The sequence below is a fragment of the Bacillus sp. S2(2024) genome (assembly GCF_050474045.1).
Taxonomy (GTDB): domain Bacteria; phylum Bacillota; class Bacilli; order Bacillales; family Bacillaceae_G; genus Bacillus_A; species Bacillus_A yunxiaonensis.
This window is the reverse complement of sequence record NZ_JBFLUS010000003.1, coordinates 1,088,872-1,107,489: the sequence shown is the minus strand read 5'-3', so window position 1 is coordinate 1,107,489 and position 18,618 is coordinate 1,088,872. Positions and strand designations below refer to the sequence as shown.

General features: G+C 35.4%; 16 protein-coding genes. 7 read left to right on the top strand and 9 right to left on the bottom strand.

The window, feature by feature from the left end:
- Nucleotides 1-49: 49 nt before the first annotated feature.
- The 6 genes from rluB to AB1284_RS05590 all read right to left on the bottom strand — a co-directional run bounded on the left by rluB (nucleotide 50) and on the right by AB1284_RS05590 (nucleotide 5,340).
- Entirely contained in the window at nucleotides 50-778 is a 729-nt protein-coding gene (rluB, locus tag AB1284_RS05615; RefSeq protein ID WP_429751005.1) for a 23S rRNA pseudouridine(2605) synthase RluB, read from the bottom strand.
- 290 nt (nucleotides 779-1,068) lie between these two features.
- On the bottom strand, nucleotides 1,069-1,599 hold the full coding sequence (spmB, locus tag AB1284_RS05610; protein WP_429751007.1) for a spore maturation protein SpmB: 531 nt from the start codon (nucleotides 1,597-1,599) through the stop codon (nucleotides 1,069-1,071).
- The gene (locus tag AB1284_RS05605) at nucleotides 1,596-2,192 is read right to left on the bottom strand and encodes a nucleoside recognition domain-containing protein (protein ID WP_429751008.1); all 597 of its coding nucleotides are present in this window, start codon (nucleotides 2,190-2,192) and stop codon (nucleotides 1,596-1,598) included. The genes spmB and AB1284_RS05605 overlap by 4 nt, the downstream gene beginning before the upstream one ends.
- Nucleotides 2,185-3,306: a D-alanyl-D-alanine carboxypeptidase family protein gene (locus AB1284_RS05600; RefSeq protein WP_429751010.1), complete on the bottom strand. Its 1,122-nt coding sequence runs from the start codon at nucleotides 3,304-3,306 to the stop codon at nucleotides 2,185-2,187. Before AB1284_RS05600 ends, AB1284_RS05605 begins: the two co-directional genes overlap by 8 nt.
- Before the next feature lie 519 nt (nucleotides 3,307-3,825).
- Nucleotides 3,826-4,740 (bottom strand): superoxide dismutase, encoded by a 915-nt coding sequence (locus AB1284_RS05595; protein ID WP_336482756.1) that lies wholly within the window; start codon nucleotides 4,738-4,740, stop codon nucleotides 3,826-3,828.
- A 108-nt stretch (nucleotides 4,741-4,848) separates the two neighbouring features.
- The gene (locus AB1284_RS05590; protein WP_429751012.1) at nucleotides 4,849-5,340 is read right to left on the bottom strand and encodes a DUF3907 family protein; all 492 of its coding nucleotides are present in this window, start codon (nucleotides 5,338-5,340) and stop codon (nucleotides 4,849-4,851) included.
- Between the two features lie 418 nt (nucleotides 5,341-5,758).
- Between AB1284_RS05590 and mprF the strand changes: the two genes are divergently transcribed.
- Nucleotides 5,759-8,326 (top strand): bifunctional lysylphosphatidylglycerol flippase/synthetase MprF, encoded by a 2,568-nt coding sequence (mprF, locus tag AB1284_RS05585; protein ID WP_429751014.1) that lies wholly within the window; start codon nucleotides 5,759-5,761, stop codon nucleotides 8,324-8,326.
- Between the two features lie 4 nt (nucleotides 8,327-8,330).
- On the opposite strand, the gene AB1284_RS05580 is transcribed toward mprF, so the two are convergent.
- The gene (locus AB1284_RS05580) at nucleotides 8,331-9,101 is read right to left on the bottom strand and encodes a hypothetical protein (RefSeq protein ID WP_429751016.1); all 771 of its coding nucleotides are present in this window, start codon (nucleotides 9,099-9,101) and stop codon (nucleotides 8,331-8,333) included.
- A 287-nt stretch (nucleotides 9,102-9,388) separates the two neighbouring features.
- On the opposite strand from AB1284_RS05580, the gene deoD reads away from it, so the two are divergent.
- From deoD to AB1284_RS05560, 4 genes are all read left to right on the top strand, one after another.
- Complete coding sequence (deoD, locus tag AB1284_RS05575; protein ID WP_336482752.1) at nucleotides 9,389-10,096, top strand: purine-nucleoside phosphorylase; 708 nt, start codon at nucleotides 9,389-9,391, stop codon at nucleotides 10,094-10,096.
- 211 nt (nucleotides 10,097-10,307) lie between these two features.
- Nucleotides 10,308-12,125 carry an ATP-binding protein gene (locus AB1284_RS05570; RefSeq protein ID WP_429751018.1) on the top strand — a complete coding sequence of 606 codons (1,818 nt, stop codon included), beginning with the start codon at nucleotides 10,308-10,310 and terminating at the stop codon, nucleotides 12,123-12,125.
- Nucleotides 12,126-12,231: 106 nt separating this feature from the next.
- On the top strand, nucleotides 12,232-12,762 hold the full coding sequence (locus AB1284_RS05565) for a tyrosine-type recombinase/integrase (protein WP_429751020.1): 531 nt from the start codon (nucleotides 12,232-12,234) through the stop codon (nucleotides 12,760-12,762).
- Between the two features lie 317 nt (nucleotides 12,763-13,079).
- Nucleotides 13,080-13,274 carry a DUF3924 family protein gene (locus tag AB1284_RS05560; RefSeq protein WP_429751022.1) on the top strand — a complete coding sequence of 65 codons (195 nt, stop codon included), beginning with the start codon at nucleotides 13,080-13,082 and terminating at the stop codon, nucleotides 13,272-13,274.
- A gap of 660 nt (nucleotides 13,275-13,934) precedes the next feature.
- Here the strand turns inward: AB1284_RS05560 and AB1284_RS05555 are convergent.
- The gene (locus AB1284_RS05555) at nucleotides 13,935-14,780 is read right to left on the bottom strand and encodes a DUF72 domain-containing protein (protein ID WP_429751023.1); all 846 of its coding nucleotides are present in this window, start codon (nucleotides 14,778-14,780) and stop codon (nucleotides 13,935-13,937) included.
- A gap of 384 nt (nucleotides 14,781-15,164) precedes the next feature.
- Between AB1284_RS05555 and AB1284_RS05550 the strand changes: the two genes are divergently transcribed.
- Nucleotides 15,165-15,620 carry a hypothetical protein gene (locus AB1284_RS05550; protein ID WP_429751025.1) on the top strand — a complete coding sequence of 152 codons (456 nt, stop codon included), beginning with the start codon at nucleotides 15,165-15,167 and terminating at the stop codon, nucleotides 15,618-15,620.
- Between the two features lie 141 nt (nucleotides 15,621-15,761).
- Nucleotides 15,762-16,406 (top strand): hypothetical protein, encoded by a 645-nt coding sequence (locus AB1284_RS05545; RefSeq protein ID WP_429751027.1) that lies wholly within the window; start codon nucleotides 15,762-15,764, stop codon nucleotides 16,404-16,406.
- Between the two features lie 80 nt (nucleotides 16,407-16,486).
- On the opposite strand, the gene AB1284_RS05540 is transcribed toward AB1284_RS05545, so the two are convergent.
- Entirely contained in the window at nucleotides 16,487-18,526 is a 2,040-nt protein-coding gene (locus tag AB1284_RS05540; protein ID WP_429751028.1) for a transglycosylase domain-containing protein, read from the bottom strand.
- Nucleotides 18,527-18,618 lie beyond the last annotated feature (92 nt).

The following is an 18,618-nucleotide window of genomic DNA, read 5'->3' as shown; positions in this document are numbered from 1 at the left end:
ATAAAAAAACCCACTGATGGAAGTTTCACTTTATTCCTCTTGCTCCGTACTATCTTGGTTTCGTTGAAGCAAGAGCACGAAGTTGCTTTACTTCATGAGGAGATAGTTCTCTTGCATCTCCCGGGCGTAAGCTACCTAGCTCTAAAAAGGCATATCGCTCGCGCTTTAATTTCATTACTTTACAGCCAATTGCTTCAAACATTCTGCGCACTTGGCGATTTCTTCCTTCATGAATTGTCAATTGTACAATCGCAATCTCTTTACGTTTATCCCAAGAAAGGACTTTCACACGCGCAGGCGCTGTTTTCCCTTCTTCAAGCATAACACCTTTTTCTAACATGCGGATTTTTTCACCAGTTAACGGACCTTTTACCTTCGCCACATATGTTTTTTCAACCTTATACTTTGGATGCATTAAAATGTTCGCAAAGTCTCCGTCATTTGTCATCAATATTAAACCAGATGTATCATAATCTAAGCGACCGATTGGAAAAAGGCGCTGTGGAATTTCTGGAAAGAAATCTGTGACCACTTTTCTTCCTTTATCATCAGATACACTCGAAATAACACCAGTTGGTTTATATAATAAAAAGTAGGCAGGTGTTTCTTTTTCAAGAGGAATGTTATTTACTTCAACTTTATCTTGCACACTCACTTTTGTTCCTAGTTCAGTCACGACTTTGCCGTTAACCTTAACTTTCCCTTGTTGAATAAGTTCTTCTGCTTTTCTTCTTGATGCGATACCTGCTTGTGCTATTACCTTTTGTAGTCGTTCCATTTCGTTTCTTCACCTCAAATTCATCTTACCTTCATTAGAAGGACTTGGCAACTGTCTAGCCTAGTAGACAATGCCCCTTACTTACCATAAACAACATTGCCAACTTTGTAAGCTAATAAAGGAATGCGGTATGATTCTCTTCTTTATTATGGTCCACTTCCTTCCATTTGCTTACAGCAAATGTTCACGTTTTTGTCAAAAATAATCCATAAAAAAGCCACTATTAAGCGCATTCTTAATAGTGGCTGTATACGTATTATAGTCCAATTTGAATGAAAAATGAATCATTATTACTGAAACATAAGTGAAACAAATATAATTGAACACACAATGCCAATTAAATCAGCAAATAAACCAACTTTTAATGCATCGCCCATTTTCCGAATCCCTACCGCCCCAAAATAAACTGTTAAAATATAAAAAGTCGTATCTGTACTTCCCTGCATTGTAGAAGCCAGTCTCCCAATAAACGAATCTGGTCCGTATGTGGCAATTAAATCCGTTGTAATACTCAATCCTGCTGATCCAGAAATAGGACGAATCAGTGCAAGCGGAACAATTTCTGCTGGCACATGAATCATATCTAACATTGGTTTCATCACATGAATCATTGCATCTAACGCTCCTGAAGCTCGAAAAATGGAAATAGAAACAAGCATACCAACCATAAATGGTAAAATGGATACAGCAATTTGAATCCCTTCTTTTCCACCTTCTACAAACGACTCATATGTCGGTACTTTTTTTACCGTCCCATATAATAGAATAAATCCAATCACACATGGAATCACCCATAGAGAAATCATATTGACGATACTCATTTTTTCTTCTCCTTTCTACTTCTTCTTCGGTAAAAATAACGATCAATCCAAATTGCACCAATCATAGATAGTACTTGAGCAATAAACGTTGCCCCTACAATTTCAGTAGGATTTGAAGAATGATACGTCATCCGAATCGAAATAACCGTAGTGGGAATAAGCGTGATAGCCGATGTATTTAAGGCAAGAAATGTTATCATAGAACGACTCGCAAAGTCTTTCCCCCCATTTAACTCTTTTAAATGCTCCATCGCTTTAATCCCAAGTGGCGTAGCTGCATTTCCTAAGCCAAAAAAATTTGCCCACATATTGGATAAAATAAAACCCATAGCTGGATGATCCTTCGGCACTTCTGGAAACAATCTTTTTACAAGAGGCATACACAATGCAACAAGCTTCTTTAGTAGTCCCGCTTCTTCTGCAATTTTCATTAAACCAAGCCAAAAAACAAGAACACTAATCAATCCAATACAAATAGTTACAGCACTTTTCGAACCTTCAAAAACCGCTTTATTCACTTCTTCCATCGTTCCATTAAACATTGCATACACAATACCGATTAACGCCATCGCAACCCATACAATATTAACCATCTGCTTTCACACCTAACATATGTGAAAATACTTCTTTAAAATCTCTCCAAAACAAACCTGTTGTCGCAATAAGCTTTTGTTTACTATAAAATAAATTACGCTCCCCAATTTCTTCTCCATTTAAATAAGCAATGGCGCGACCTACTTTCTCTCCATCTGTTACCTTGGCTGTTTTATCAAATTCAATATTTAATGTAACCTTTTTTAACTCCTCTTTTGTTAGCGGCACTAACAAATCATTTTTCGTATATACATGATTTTTATACTTTTTGTCTTGAATTTCAGAAAGCACTCCCTTTTTTAGTACTGTAGTTGATGTATACTGTTTAAAACCTTCATTAAATAAATACATATGATCGTCCCAATCACTCGAAGCCTGTAATGTTACAACAATCAAATCTAGTCCATCTTTGGATGCAGTCGTTACAAGTGTTCGTCCTGCCTTTTTTGTAAAGCCAGTTTTTCCTCCTGTTGCATACTCGTACATAGATGTAACAAGCTTATGTTTATTTTTCCATGGATAATCCCACGCTTGCGACTGATACGTTTTCGTTCCAAAAATTTTACGAAATGTCTCATTGTTCATGGCGTATCGTGTTAACTGTGCCATATCATATGCTGAAGAATAATGTGTCCCATCCCCATCTAAACCGTGCGGGTTAGAAAAATGTGTATCCTTCATTCCAATTTGTGCGGCCTTTTCATTCATTAAATAGACAAACCCATCCGTACTGCCACCAACATATTCTGCAATTGCCTGAGCTGCATCATTTCCAGAACGTAACATTAAACCGTATACTAAATCTTCTAACGTTACTTTCTGCCCTGGCTTTAAATAAATAGCCGATCCTTCCACACGAACAGCCGTATTGCTAATTGATACCTTTTCTTTCATTTTCCCTGATTCAACTGCCAAAAGTGCGGTCATAATTTTTGTAATACTTGCAATTTTTTCAGATTCATGCTCTAACTTTCCATATAGTACACGCCCCGAATGCTGCTCCATCAACACGGCATTACGAGCACTAACATCCTTCATTTGTGCATATGTATCATTCGGTAACATACTTGCACATAATATAATAAGTGCAATCATGATCGATCTTCCCCGCATATATTCACGTCCTTTTCGGCACTTTTTGTACAAGTGTATGCTTGGACTTTTAAAATATGAATGGAAGTTGGAGTATAGGACTTACTTCCTGCAAATAGCGGGATAAAGTGAAACTTCCTTTTGGAGCGCTCTTCTCCAAAAGGTCAGCCCTCACCAATCGGGCGCATGCCAGCAGTTATCCCCCACCTAGCTTCTGTAGAAAAGCGGAAGCGGCTCGCCCAGAATCGCAGGACGCCCGCGCACCCGACAGAGAGGTGCTTTTTGCCTCGTCCGAGGGGGCGAAACGACCGGAGATTCTAGCCGCTAGAGCTGGACAACAAAGAAATGTGGAAATGGCTCGTCCAGAATGTGAGGGGGATGGAGCTTCTGACGTAGAGGTGTTTTTTACCTCGTAGGAAGAAGTGAAGCCACCGAACATTCTAGCCACTGGAACTGGACAACGCTTCTCTCAATCTTGAGGTGGGGGGGCTTACTGCCCCCGAATAGCGGGATAAATAAAAAAGACGCATCGCGATGCGTCTAATATGGTATCCACTGGAGTTCTTTTGCACTTTGGAACCTTTTTTCTACATCACCCCAGTTGACAATATTCCACCAATTCTTAATATATTCTTCCTTTCGGTTTTGATATTGTAAATAATATGCATGCTCCCATACATCAAGTACTAGTAAAGGGATTGTATCCCATTGCGTAAATAATTGATGAAGTGTACTTTGTAAAATTTCTAATCGCCCGGAACGAGGTGCCCAAACGAGAATCGACCAGCCAGAGCCCTCCACCTTTGCTGCTGCTTCTGTAAAATGTTTTTGAAAACGTAAAAAGCTTCCAAAATCTTTTTCAATTTGCCGTGATAAGTCTCCATGTGGGCTACCACCACCATCTTTTTTCATATTGTTCCAAAAAATAGTGTGTAAATAATGGCCAGAACCATGGAAGGCAGCTTCTCTCTCCCAATGCTTTATTAAATCAAATTGATTTGTTCTTCGTGCTTCTGCCATCATCTTCTCTGCTTTATTCAATCCTTCCACATAACTACGATGATGCTTATCGTGGTGAAGCATCATAATTTCCCTTGAGATATAAGGCTCTAGCGCATTATACGGATACGGCAGCGGTGGAAGTGTATGTCCGCCAATTGGTACAGAAGCTTCTGCATAATTTCTTTCATATAATATATACTGTTCTGAATCAGACATTAACGCCTCTTGTAAATAATGTTGAATATGTTCAACATCATCACTAATTTCATAAACAAACTCCGCATCATAATCATATTCATTTTCTTTAATACGATCTAATAACATTTGAATTTTATATGCAAGCATATGGACATCATACACTTCCGTTGCCCGGTTATCTAATACGTGTAGAACACTTTCGCACCAGCTTTCAACTTCATGAAAGTAATCAGTAAACACTTCTTGCTGACTCATATGACACCTCCATCAATGCTATCCTTTTTAAATGTATTCGAAAGTATAGGCATATATGACGTTTCAAAAAGCAAAAGAAGCTAGGAATCACCTAGCTTCTTACAACAGTTAATATTTTTGTATCATTTTCGTTTGATAGTCTGTCTCATAATATTCTAGCTCTTCACGCAATATTTGAAATTTCCCTTCTAACTCTTGAATCATTCGTTCGATAGAAAAAGGAGGTTGTTTTTGAAATGCAATTGAATTCTTCCCTGTATAAGCTGAACGGCTGTTTTCATACCAATGATCATTTTTCGGTGAAAAAAACTCTGCAATCACTTGATGATAGATTTTATATAACGTTCTTTCTGCGGCATTTTTTCGAAACGGCTTATTATTTATTAATACGCAGCAAGCATCTAAACCTTCTTCACAAAATACGAGTAAACGTCGAATTGAAGCTAATAATCCAGCAAAATACTCTTCATCACCTTCTGGCATTTCTTCTAACAATAAAGGTAATGTATGATTATTTACATATTTTGTAATCACTTCGATTACTTCTCCTAAAAAAACAGTGACTTGCTGTGTTTGATTTTCAACCATTAAATTTGACATACTAGTTTCTCCCCCTACCATTTGAAAGAATTTTTGAAAGTTGATTCTGCTGATATTTATTTTTTTGATGCAGCATCTTTACAAAACGCACTACTATTGTTGTTTCTTCTTCAAAATATACGCGAGATATATGTTTTGATTTTCGATTTTAAAAAGCGGATTTCCTTCAAAGGGAAGAAATTCTTACAAAATTCCTTTAAAATGCAGCATTATTGTCCGTTAATATGGGATAAAATCTAAAGCTCCTTTTCTTTCTCTGTTTCATCCAACTTATCAAAATTACAAATTATTAATAGAAAGTATTTACAAATGTAGGAGATACAACTAAATTTTCATTGAATTTTTCTTTTTATTTTTATTGAAGTTTGTCATAATAAAAATATTGCCTCAGTTTTCTTATACAAGGAGAGTTGTCTTTATGCCGTTTTCATGGAAACGTATGTTACAAATCGGAAAATTTATTTTCCCTTTTATTGTACTAACAATTGTATTTTTTCAAGCACGAAAAGAACTATCGGGCATCTCATTTCGAGAAGCAGTTGAAACGATTAAAAATATTCCACCTGGTGGTTTTTTCTTAGCCGTTACAATTGGTGTATTTGCTGTTGCTACAATGTTCTTTTATGACTATGTTTTGCTGCGGCATTTGCAAGCAGATATACCGGTTAGAAAGATTTTCCGCATTTCTTGGATTGCTAATACATTAAATGGATTTATAGGATTTGGTGGTCTTATTGGGGCTGGTATACGTACAATGTTATATCGTCCTTATATACAGGAGAACGGTAAGCTTATTAGAAGTATCGCTTGGATGACAACGGCTTTTATTAATGGGTTAGCATTATTATCCTTTCTTGGCCTCATCGGCGTATTAGATACAAGATTTGTTTTACAAGAAAAACCTTGGTTATGGCCAGTTCTCATCTTTTTTGCTCTTTTTGTCCCATTATACATAGGTGTTTCAAAAATAAAGAATCGCAAACAAAAAGCAGAAAAAGCAGAACAAAATCCAACTGTCCTCTATTCACTTGTTTCATTAGTAGAATGGGTATCAGCGGGTATCGTTATGTATATCATCTTACTTCTATTTGGAATTGAAGTAGACTTCCGGAAGTTTCTTGGTGTATATGTCATTGCAGCTTTGGCTGGTGTTATTAGCCTTGTCCCAGGAGGACTTGGCTCCTTTGATCTTGTTTTCTTAACAGGGCTGGAACAGTATGGATTCGATACAAGCGTATTGCTTCCTGCTATGTTATTATATCGCCTTGTATATTATGTTTTACCATTTGGACTCGGATTGGTTTTTGCAGCGGTTGAAATGACAGGAGCTGCTCTAAAGAAATTTGAAGATAAACCGTTTATTGCTCCTGCCCTTGAAACAACTGGAGTCATTTGGACATTACAACGTGATTTTCTAGGAAAGCTAGGTTCTTGGGCATCTGCTGCGTTAACAAGTTTTGCAGGAATCATGGTGATTTTCTCCACTGTTTTTCCAACAAGTATTGAACGCGCCCATGCACTTCATATTTTAGTTCCTAAATACCTAATACAGATTTCTTTTAGTTTATCACTAACATTTGGTATTTTACTCGTTATTTTATCAAGCGGTATTTATCATGGAACGAAGCGCTCCTACTACATGACAACTGTATCTCTAATCGGAGCCGCAATTTTTAATACGTTAAAAGGAATTGATTTAGAAGAAACCTTCATTTTACTCATTGTACTCGCTGTACTATACATGATTCGAAAACGATTTATTCGTGAAAAAGTGGAGGTTTCATTCTCAGATGTAGTAAAGTTATTACTCTTTTTACTTATTACATTGTATCTCTACAAAAACCTAGGAACACTATTTGCGGAAGCAAAGGAAGTGTTTAAACCTGATTTTGTTGTTCGTAATATTAAACAAGTACAACGAAGTGCTTTTTCTGCAGCCTTTTTTGTACCAAGCTTTTTACTAATTGGTTCCATTATCGCAAATCGCTATCGAAATAAATTTCCCGGGCAACCTTTCAATCCGAAGCGGCTGCAACATTTTTTAGATGAACATGGCGGGAATGTGCTAAGTCATCTCGGTTTTTTAGGAGATAAGCAGTTCTTTTTCAGTAGTGATGGAAAAGCAATGATTCAGTTTTCTCCTACAGGTAAACGTCTTATTGTACTCGGGGATCCAATCGGACAGCAATCTTCTTTTCGTAAAGTATTAGAAGAGTTTCTAACAGAAGCGGATCGTTTCGGATATATTTGCGTATTTTATCAAATCGAAAGTAAATGGATGAGTTTATATCATGATTTTGGTTACAACTTCTTCAAGCTGGGGGAAGAAGCGGTTGTCGATTTAAGCACATTTACAATTTCTGGTAAAAAACGAGCTGGATTGCGTGCAACTTTTAACCGTTTCGAGCGAGAAGGTTATACTTTTGCGATTCACACCCCTCCATTTGCAGATGAGTTGTATGATGAACTAAAAAAAGTATCAGATACATGGCTTGGAGGAAAAAAGGAGAAAGGCTTCTCTCTTGGCTATTTCGATCGTGATTATGTGAACCGCGCGCCGGTTGCAACACTTTCTGATGCCGATGGTAAAATCATTGCCTTCACAACATTGATGCCTGTATATCAAGATGGTGAACTATCTATTGATTTAATGCGTTATTCCCCTGATGCACCAGGTGGAATTATGGATGCTCTTTTCATTCATTTATTCCAATGGGCAAAAGAAAATGGCTACCACTGCTTTAATATGGGAATGGCTCCTCTATCTAACGTTGGGTTATCGGCACAATCATTTTGGTCAGAGCGCGTCGCAGCAGCCATTTTCAACAATGTTCGTTATACATATAGCTTTAGCGGCCTGCGACATTTCAAAGATAAATATAAACCAGCGTGGAGCGGGAAGTATTTAGCATTTCGAAAGAATCATTCATTGCCAATTACGATGCTCGCTGTAACAAACTTAATCGGAAAACGAAAAGACAGCTAACTTCTTAGCTGTTTTTTCGTTCCTGAACTTGTAGTACAAACTGCTCTTCATATTTCTTTCCGTTTATATAAAAAGTACCCCATATTTTATAAATCCCTTCACTTGGAAACGTAACACGAAATTGCAATTGGCCTTCATCATTAACAGGAACAACGTACAAGAAATGTTGTTGTTTTTCATCCACTATGCGAAGTGCAGCACGTTCTCCTGTATTTGAGCGAAATTTTAGTTTTTGGCCTTTTTCTATTTGAAATTGAAACGTTAATGTTTCCTCTTCATTCGGATGTAGCGCACGAAATAAAAGCGATGTTTTGTAAGTACCAATGTTTTTTGTCAATACAGTATCTACAGCGATTGGCCTTTGTTTTTTTTCTTCTTTCTTACCTACTATAATATTTTTTTCAGCAAATTGTTTTGTTGTATCTCCTGTTTCTTCATATAGGAAAATTGTATATTCCCCTTCTTTTTTAAATTGATACGTAGTTTTATATGAACCATTACCAGCAAACGTTGGCCTTACCTGATATGACCGCGCTAACTGCTTGTCCACAATAAATATCCGAATATGATCGTTTACACCACGAATCTCATTCCCTTTGTTATCTTGCAATTGAAATGTAATATGTGCAGTTTTATTTACATCGATATCATCAAGCTGCCACTTCACTTGTTGTATTTGTCCGGTTGTTTCTTCGCTATTTTTATATTTTTGCATATAAAATCCACCAAGAACAATAAGAAGTAAAGTAATAATCCCTATTATAAGATTTTTCACGAAATCACCTATCTACTTTTTGTAAATTGTAACATAATTCAGATTATTTTACGTATAAAAACATCTAACCTATATTCTTTTTTGTGCAATTATTTTATCTTACACTCTCTCCACCTATTTTCTCCGATTCTCTCTTAATCTTAAGGTAGGAATAGCGGGAATGTACCATTGAAAACGCACTATTGAAAACACTCTACTTCGTGTATACTACAAAGAGAAAACTACTTAATCGATATTATTCACTATATAATGCTTATATCGATTGCTACATAACAAGGAGGATATTTATGAGCATTCATATCGGAGCCAAAGAAGGCGAAATTGCTGAATCTATTTTATTACCTGGAGACCCTTTACGTGCAAAGTATATTGCAGAAAATTTTTTAGAAGATGTAACCTGCTACAACAATGTACGTGGTATGCTAGGATTTACAGGAACATATAAAGGCAAACGTGTCTCTGTACAAGGAACAGGTATGGGGGTTCCTTCTATTTCCATTTATGTAAACGAACTGATTCAAAGTTATAATGTAAAAAACTTGATTCGTGTTGGAACATGCGGTGCAATTCAAAAAGACGTAAAAGTTCGTGACGTTATTATTGCAATGACTGCTTGTACAGATTCTAACATAAATCGTTTAACATTCCCTGGATTTGATTTTGCGCCGTGTGCAAACTTTGATTTATTAAAGAAGGCATATGATGCTGGTGTAGAAAAAGGTTTACACATTCGCGTTGGTAACGTACTAACAGCTGATGTATTTTACCGTGAAAGTATGGACATGGTGAAAAAGCTTGGCGATTACGGTGTGTTAGCTGTTGAAATGGAAACGACTGCACTATATACATTAGCAGCGAAATACGGTGTAAACGCATTATCTGTTTTAACAGTAAGTGACCATATCTTTACTGGTGAAGAAACTACGGCTGAAGAACGTCAAACTACATTTAACGAAATGATTGAAATTGCATTAGATGCAGCAATTCAATCGTAATTTCCACAAGAACTTGTCATACGTCTGGCGAGTTCTTTTTTATTCCGCTCTTTGCGGACGGTAAGACCTCCGCCACTGATGGAAGTTTCACTGTATATGACTTTTTTAAAGAAACTGTCTCGGCAAGCGACAGATTTCCTCTCCTACTCTCTTTATTCGTTTGCTATAATAAGAAGACGATTATGGAATTTACAATTTATGAGGTGAAGAAGTGAAAAAAAAAAGTATTGTGTTTAAGCTTTTTCTATTAACATCAACATTGTTTACTGCTACATTTTTACTCTTTTTCCTTGGACAATCACTGTTTTTAGAAAAATTTTATATAAAGAAAAAAATTAATACCGTCCAAACATCTTTCGAAAAATTTGTAAGTAAATATGAAAAAAGTGATCAATCATTTGAGGAGCTTTCAAAGTTAAAACAAGAGTTTTATGACAAAACAAATGCTGAACTCGTCTTATTAGATCGTAATGGTATTATTAAAGATGATAAAAATTACCATATTGAAATTGTTGATAAGTCTAATAAAACATTTTTCATTCCACTCAATAATATTTTCACAAACGATGAATATTCTTCGTTTATAAAATTAGGATTAAACCTTAATGATCAAGTCAGTGTACAAGGTATCTTAAAACAAGATATGATTATTCCTATCACAATTACTACCAACGACAACAGAACATGGCAAAATGATAATATCATTTCAGATTTAAAGCAATTTGGTATACAACTTCAAGATGTGAAAAGAACTTTATATACAAAGGAATTTGGTGTTGGTGTTAACAAATTTGAGGGCACTATTTCAAAATTACACATTCCTTCCTCAACTGATATTCGTCTTACCAATAAAGATACATTAATACAAGGCATTCAGCACTGGGAACTTTCTGTTGCATTAGGAAAAACAAATACAAATGAAATGACGACGTATACAATGGGCGGAGAAAATGAAGTAAAAAGTCAGGTTTTTGTTAAACCTGTTATTAAAAATGGTGAAATAAAAGAGTTTGCATTTGCCATGACATCACTGCAGCCCGTTGATGAAGCTATGCTTGTTTTGAAAGATTATTACGTATATGCATTAATTATCGTCTTTTTTGTCATTATTTTATTGTCATTCTATTACTCAAAAATCATTGCAAAGCCACTTATTAAAATGAATCGTGTTACAAAGAAAATGGCTAACTTTGATTTTTCTGAAAAGCTTCCTATATCAACAGAAGATGAAATTGGAAGCTTATCAAGTAGTATTAACAGCCTTTCTGTAAATTTAAAAGATCGAATTGACAAATTACATGTAGCAAATACAAAATTACAGCAAGATATTGAAAAAGAAAGACAGCTAGAGAAAACGAGAAAAGAGTTTATCTCTGGGGTATCCCATGAATTAAAAACACCACTAAGTGTAATCCGTAGTTTCGCTGAAGGTATTAAAGATGGTGTAAGTAAAGATACTACGTATTATACCGACGTTATTTTAGAAGAAACCGATAATATGAACCGCCTTATTGTTGAAATGCTAGAACTTGCAAAACTTGAATCTGGCACATATAAATTAGAAATTGAAGCTTTTTCAATTGGTGAATTAATCAAACAAGTTTATACAAAGCTATTATTTAGTATCGAAGAAAAAAATTTACACGTAGAGCTTGCATTAGATCCAACTATTTATGTGCAAGCAAATCGCAATCGCATTGAACAAGTTGTCGTCAATCTATTAAGTAATGCAATTCGTTACGCACCAACTGGGGAACAAGTAAAGCTATCTATCATTGAGTATGAAGAAACGGTAAAAATAGAAATTGAAAATAACGGTACACCGATTCCTGAAGAAAGCTTAGATAAAATATGGGACCGTTTCTATCGATTAGACGCATCGCGTAGCCGTCATACAGGCGGAACAGGTCTAGGCTTATCTATTGTAAAAAATATTTTAGAACTTCATCATGCCGATTACGGCGTGTATAATAAAGAAAATGGTGTTGTCTTTTATTTCGACTTACAAAAAGCAAAAGAAGTCAAATAATTTGTTCTAATTTCACGAGGAGTTCACATGAAATTCACATACTCCCTTTATAGTAATAACTAGTTAATCCTTTCCTTTACACATATAAAAGAGGAGAGTGCGTGAAATGAAACAAGTAGGACAACCAATTCAAAATGAAAAACAATTAGAAAAAATCAAAGATATACTATTACAATCATCGAAGCGTGATGCTTTATTATTCGTATTAGCTGTGAATTCAGGATTAAAAGTAAGCGAGATTTTACAATTAAAAGTTGGCAATGTTATTGATGAAAACGAACATGTTCGTCATTCTATTTTGTTTTATAATGACAAAATGAAAAAGCATAAATGGTTCGCTGTAAGTGATGAATTACAACATACTATCGAACAATACATGAAAGAGCGAAAAGTATGGAAACGAAACGAGCCATTATTAAAATCTCAAAAAGGAACAAAGTCTATTACAAGACAACATGCTTGGTACATTTTAAACAAAGCAGCAAAAGAAGTTGGTTTAGAAGGGATTAGCTCACATACACTTCGCAAGACATGGGGATACTGCGCTTACAAATCTGGTGTAGATATTGCATTTTTACAACACTTTTTTGATCATAGTACTCCATCCAAAACTTTAAAATACATCGGTATTGCCTAGTCATACAAAATGTAAATATATAAAAAAAGGTAACTATTTTGTGAATAGTTACCTTTTTTTAATCCAATAAAGTGAAACTTCCATCAGTGGGGTTTTTTCTTCATCCCCCCACTGAGATGGAAAGTTCTCATCAATTAGACGCATGCCAGCAATTATCTCCCACCTCTCTTCCTTGTTTTTCAGAATCTTGAGCCGGGAGTCTTACCGCCCTAAAATAGCGTGAGAAACTCTTTCGCCTTCTTTACCATCATATATATATTTCTCTTGTCTTGTTTCTCCTATCTTCTAGTGATACTCTAGTAATAGGGGGGAGAAATATGAACACATTAACAATTGAATTACCTAAAGAAACATTGGAAAAACTACAATTATTACAACAAGCTCACGAAAAGAAAACAGGTGCTATCATTACGGAAAGTACACTCATTCAATCTCTTATATCAAGGGAATTTATTCAAGAAATTACACCATTTGATTTACAGAAATATGTACAACAAAAAGAGCAGCGATAAAGTGAAACTTCCATCAATGGGGGGCTTCATCCCCAATTGATGGTTAGTTGAACCAATCGGGCTTTTACGGGCAGTTAACTCCCACCTATCTTCTTCGTTTTTCTCTGAATCTTGAGATGGGGGGCTTACTGCCCGTTAATGCGGGATAAAGTGAAACTTTGATAAGTCGATGCTTGTTTTCACTGATTATTAATTGAATCAATCAAACTCTTATGGACAGTTAACTCCCACCTATCTTGTTTCATTTAGGTGGGAGTTTTACTAATTGTTAGAGCAGAAAAAACAACAGCAACTGTTGTCATCACTTTCCATAGATTTTTCATCTGCTTCCGCCCCTTTTCAATAATACTGATAATCATTTTGATATAAACGCTGTTATTATTCAATTAATCTTTTGTAAACTTTAATTTTTTTAAGATAAAAGATACAAAAATTATTGACAATGATAATGATAACCATTATCATTTATTACGAAGCCAACAATTGATGAATCAACCAAACGCTCAGTAACATTGTTACCCCTTTTTTTCATAAAGAAAAACACTGTACATTCCCCCTGTTTGTACAGTGTTTTTCTTTTTTATCCTAATTAGGACTTTCAATCAATAAAGGATGAAGACACTTAATAGAAATATTACTTTATCCTACTACTCTTTCACTTCAATCGAATAAATTTAATTGTTCAGGCCTAGGTTCCCCATACGTAATTCCAAGCATATCCATCATTTGTTTTGCATTATCTGCCGCATCTCCACCAGAGTTATTGTTAAATAAAAGGTAAATTTCCTTTGTTTTTGTTTTTAATTCTTGTAACCTCTCTATCCATTCTTCTAATTCCTGTTTGTTATAGCGATATAAACAGCGAACTGCTCTCCAATTCTCTCCTGTATTCAGCCACCCATGTACATTGCGCCCGTGAAATCGAACTAAGGTCATCTGTTCATGCGTTGCTTCGAGTACAATTGGAATAGAACCAATTCCTGCTTGTGGTTCATCACAAATAGTATGAATCCAACCTTCTTGTTTCATAAATTGCAAAGTTCGATTACGAAATTCTGGATAAAACCAAGTCTGATTACGAAACTCTAATGAACATGGTGTATCCCCCATCTTTTCTTTCGTATAGCGTAATAAGTCCACATTTTTCTTTTGGCAATCGAACCAAGGTGGATACTGGAATAAAACCATTTTTAACTTATTTGCTTTTTGAAGAGGAATTATTGACTCTTTAAATGCATGAAACATATCTTCAATATTTGCAAAGGGGGTCTCTCCGCGCATATGCCCTGTCATTCCTTGATAAGCTTTCACAATAAATGAAAAATTTGGCGGTGTTTCTAAAACCCATTTCTCATAATTTCTTGCAGGCTGCATCGCATAAAAAGAGCTATCTACTTCTACGATTGGAAAATACTCACTATATGTTTGTAGTTTATGCTTCATTTCATATGCATCCCTATATAAAGCGTTATGATCTCCCCATCCTGTTAACCCAATAGAAATCATCCGAACACCATCTCCTGTCCACCTCTAAATCTCAAAAACACATTATGATATATGGAAAAATGACATCTCAAAGTCATTTAATTGTCTCTCATTAACGGGCAGTTATCTCCTACCTACCTTCTTCACTTTTCTCAGAATCTTGAGGTGGAGGTCTTACTGTCCGCAAATAGCAGGATAAATAATTCGTCACACAGTTACATTCTTTATTATTCCTATTCTATTGTGATTCTACAGCTTCTTAATCTACTATAACAAATCGAAAAAAAAGTTTTCTATACAAAAACTCTCTTTCTTTACTTTTCTTTACCGCATCTTAACGTTAATTTAACGCTCATTTTGTATACTACATATGTAAGAACTTATACGAAACGAGGGTGAATGCAGATGAAAGTATTATCATCTATCCGTTTTTGGATTATTTTTATGTCATGTATAACGCTATGTTTTGCACTCTTTTTAATTGGAGAATACAATAAACCAAAAGCAGCCTCAAATGAAGGTACTGTACCCTATGACATCCTAGGTATAAAACAAAATCATATACCCCTAGTGCATGATACGCAAAAAGAAAAGGTTGTTATGAAGGGGATGGTGGTTACCGATGCCACTTCGTATAAACAATTAGAAATAATTGCGAAGCAAATCAAAGAAAGATATGCACAAGCAAAACTCGATTCAATTGAGCTTACAATCCATAATAAAAATAATGGTCAATACTATGATGATCTTGCTTTTGAGCCAACTGCTAAAGGAAACATCGTCATCACCTATACACCATTAACCGAAACCGAGCACAATATAAATAAAAATATAAATATTCAACTCAACAAGCGCCCTTAATCTAAAAGGGTGCTTGTTTCTATGTATAAGCACATTTTTTATAAATTAGTCAAGTATCCTAGGTCTTGTCCTGCAAAGATGAATATCATATATCGACAAATGATTTAAAGAGAGATAACTTACATTAAGGAGGAACTATGTATGATGTATCCATACAATCAGTCGTATTATTCTGCTCAAAATGCTAGAAGAAATTTCAAAAATTTAATTGGCACAAACGTTCAGGTTAATTTAGGGGGCCCAGAAAAAGCAGAGGGAACATTATTAAAAGTTCAAAGTGATTTTTGTGTCGTACAATCTGACGATAGTGTTGTTTACTATCCGTTACATCATATTAATGGCTTTGCCGAGCAATATGAAGATGATTCTCAAGAATCAGATGATAATGAACAAAACAACAATCAAAACAACAATCAAAATAACCAAAATGAAGACCCTATCATTGTAAGCGGAACACGTTTTGCAAGTGTTATTAACCGTCTAAAAGGAGAAACAATTCAATTGAACCAAGGTCCGAAGAAAATAGAAGGAACTGTTGTCGGACGTACTAGAGATCATATTCTACTTGAGGTTGATGGTCAGATTACGTATGTACCAACGTACCATGTTCAAAGTATGCGTTGGAATTATAACAATAATAATGATAACAATGATAACAATGATAATAATGATAACAATAACAATGATAACAATAATGATAATAAAAATGATGATAATGAAACACGCAATAGCAATAGCGATAACAATCAAAAAAAGAAATGCAAACGTTGCAAAAAACGCCGTTAAGACAATAACAGCTCGTATACTAGCAAACCAAACCATAAGTAAATCCCAGATTATTCATTTTATAATCTGGGATTTATTCCTTAAAAGAATGGAATCCATTCTTTTATTTTATTTATCCAATTTTCCTGTTGCTCTTTTCTCTGTTTTTCTTGCTCTTTTCGTTTTTCCTCTTCTTCTTTTCGCTTTTTTTCTTCTTCAATAGTTTGTAACTGTTTTGTATACTCAGCTTCTGGTATAAGCGACAAATCAAAGTTTTTTTGACTTGGCTGCCCAATTGCTTTTTTCATAATATCTTGAAACATCGTTGTCGTTATTTGACTACCACCAGGAACAAAATGTTCGCTATCCGTTTTATCGTAGCCAACCCAAATGGATGCAACCAATTCTGGTGTATAACCAACAAACCATGAATCTTTTGCACCGCTGCTCGGGCCATCTACAAGTTGTGTTGTACCCGTTTTCCCAGCAGTCTCTACAGATTTAAGTTTTGCTTTTTCTCCCGTTCCTTTCTCTACAACCCCTTGTAATAAATACGTCATCTTTTGTGCCGTTTTTTCATCCGTAACACGAGTTTCTTTTTTATACCATTTCCCTACCATATTCCCTTCACTATCTTGAAGTTCACGAATCGCATGTGCTTCCATTTGTACACCATCATTTGCAAAGGTCGCATACGCTTGTGCCATGACAAGTGGAGACGTTCCTTCACTCATCCCTCCTAGCGCTAACGCATAAGATTGATCATTACCTTGAAGCGGAATACCAAAACGTTCTAAAGACTTCAATCCCTTTTCCAGACCAATTTGCTCTAATAGCCAAACAGCGGGTACATTATAGGAGTTAGCAAGTGCTTCATACATCGTCACATTACCATGGTATACATTCCCGCTATTTTTCGGTGAATATCCATTAATGTCTAGTGGTTCATCTTTTAATACATCATAAACCTCGTATCCTTGTTCCAATGCTGGTGTGTACACTGCTAATGGTTTTAATGTTGAACCTGGCTGGCGTTTTAATTGCGATGCATGATTAAACTGTAAAAATTGATACGGTCCTCGTCCTCCTACAAGCGCTGGAACACTGCCCGTTTTGGGATTCATGAGTACGACACCTGTTTGCATAATCTGATCAGAAGTAGTCTTTGGAAAATAATGATCATTATTCACAACATCTTCTGCCGCTTGTTGCATCTTTGGATCTAATTCTGTGTAAATATGATAACCACCTGATAAAATTTCATTTTGTGTCAAGTTGTATTTGTTCATTGCCTCACGAACAACATAGTCAACATAGTAAGGATATTTCCCCTTATATTGATTTTCGACACCACGGTGAAGTGAAAGCCCTTCTTCCTTCGCTACTTGAAATTGTTTGTCTGTAATATAGCCTTGTTCCTTCATTAAAGAAAGAACAACATTTCTTCTTGTAATCGATTTATTAAAGTCTTTAAACGGTGAATACGTAGACGGCGCTTTAATTAATCCAGCTAAGGTGGCAGCTTCAGGAATCGTCAGATCTTTGACTTCTTTATCAAAATACGTCTTCGCAGCCTTTTTAACTCCCCAAGCTCCTTCACCAAAATAAATTTGATTTAAATACATTTCGATAATTTCATCTTTTGTATATGTACGTTCAATTTTCTTTGTAATAAAATACTCTTTGAATTTTCTTGAAAACGTCCGATCTTGTGTTAAAAATACGTTTTTAGCAAGCTGTTGTGTAATTGTACTGCCCCCAGCAACAACTTCTCCTGCTGTTATATTTTTAATGATAGCGTTAAAAATTCCGCTATAAGATATGCCCCGATGCTTATAAAATTTTTGGTCTTCTACGGCAACAACAGCTTGAGTCATAACGTCTGGGATATCTTTACGTTTAATTCCCTCCATTTTCGAAGAAGACAATTTTGCTGCTACTCGCTTATTTGCATCGTAAATCACTGTTGGCTGAGGTACTGCATGTTTTAATGCCGATATATCTTGAATTGTAATCATAATGTTTACAAAGATAAACAAAGATAAGCCAAAACTTCCTAAAATCAACAATACTATTCGCAATTTTTTTCTTGTTTTGAACCACTCTCGTATACTTTGTAATTGAGTGCTGTTCAACTTCATTCATTCACTTCCTCTATCTTACTTTCAAATGTATATATGAGTAACATCTTTATCTTTACAAATTTTCTCTGATATCGTTATAATTCGTCAAG

Bases quoted from the DNA above. Each gene is read 5' to 3' on its own strand.
- AB1284_RS05595 (WP_336482756.1), bottom strand. From the start codon at position 4,740: ATGAGTCAGCAAGAAGTGTTTACTGATTACTTTCATGAAGTTGAAAGC.
- AB1284_RS05550 (WP_429751025.1), top strand. From the start codon at position 15,165: ATGAAAGTATTATCATCTATCCGTTTTTGGATTATTTTTATGTCATGT.
- AB1284_RS05560 (WP_429751022.1), top strand. From the start codon at position 13,080: ATGAACACATTAACAATTGAATTACCTAAAGAAACATTGGAAAAACTA.
- spmB (WP_429751007.1), bottom strand. From the start codon at position 1,599: ATGAGTATCGTCAATATGATTTCTCTATGGGTGATTCCATGTGTGATT.
- AB1284_RS05555 (WP_429751023.1), bottom strand. From the start codon at position 14,780: ATGATTTCTATTGGGTTAACAGGATGGGGAGATCATAACGCTTTATAT.
- AB1284_RS05590 (WP_429751012.1), bottom strand. From the start codon at position 5,340: ATGTCAAATTTAATGGTTGAAAATCAAACACAGCAAGTCACTGTTTTT.
- AB1284_RS05600 (WP_429751010.1), bottom strand. From the start codon at position 3,306: ATGCGGGGAAGATCGATCATGATTGCACTTATTATATTATGTGCAAGT.
- rluB (WP_429751005.1), bottom strand. From the start codon at position 778: ATGGAACGACTACAAAAGGTAATAGCACAAGCAGGTATCGCATCAAGA.
- AB1284_RS05605 (WP_429751008.1), bottom strand. From the start codon at position 2,192: ATGGTTAATATTGTATGGGTTGCGATGGCGTTAATCGGTATTGTGTAT.
- AB1284_RS05565 (WP_429751020.1), top strand. From the start codon at position 12,232: ATGAAACAAGTAGGACAACCAATTCAAAATGAAAAACAATTAGAAAAA.
- AB1284_RS05545 (WP_429751027.1), top strand. From the start codon at position 15,762: ATGATGTATCCATACAATCAGTCGTATTATTCTGCTCAAAATGCTAGA.
- AB1284_RS05540 (WP_429751028.1), bottom strand. From the start codon at position 18,526: ATGAAGTTGAACAGCACTCAATTACAAAGTATACGAGAGTGGTTCAAA.
- deoD (WP_336482752.1), top strand. From the start codon at position 9,389: ATGAGCATTCATATCGGAGCCAAAGAAGGCGAAATTGCTGAATCTATT.
- mprF (WP_429751014.1), top strand. From the start codon at position 5,759: ATGCCGTTTTCATGGAAACGTATGTTACAAATCGGAAAATTTATTTTC.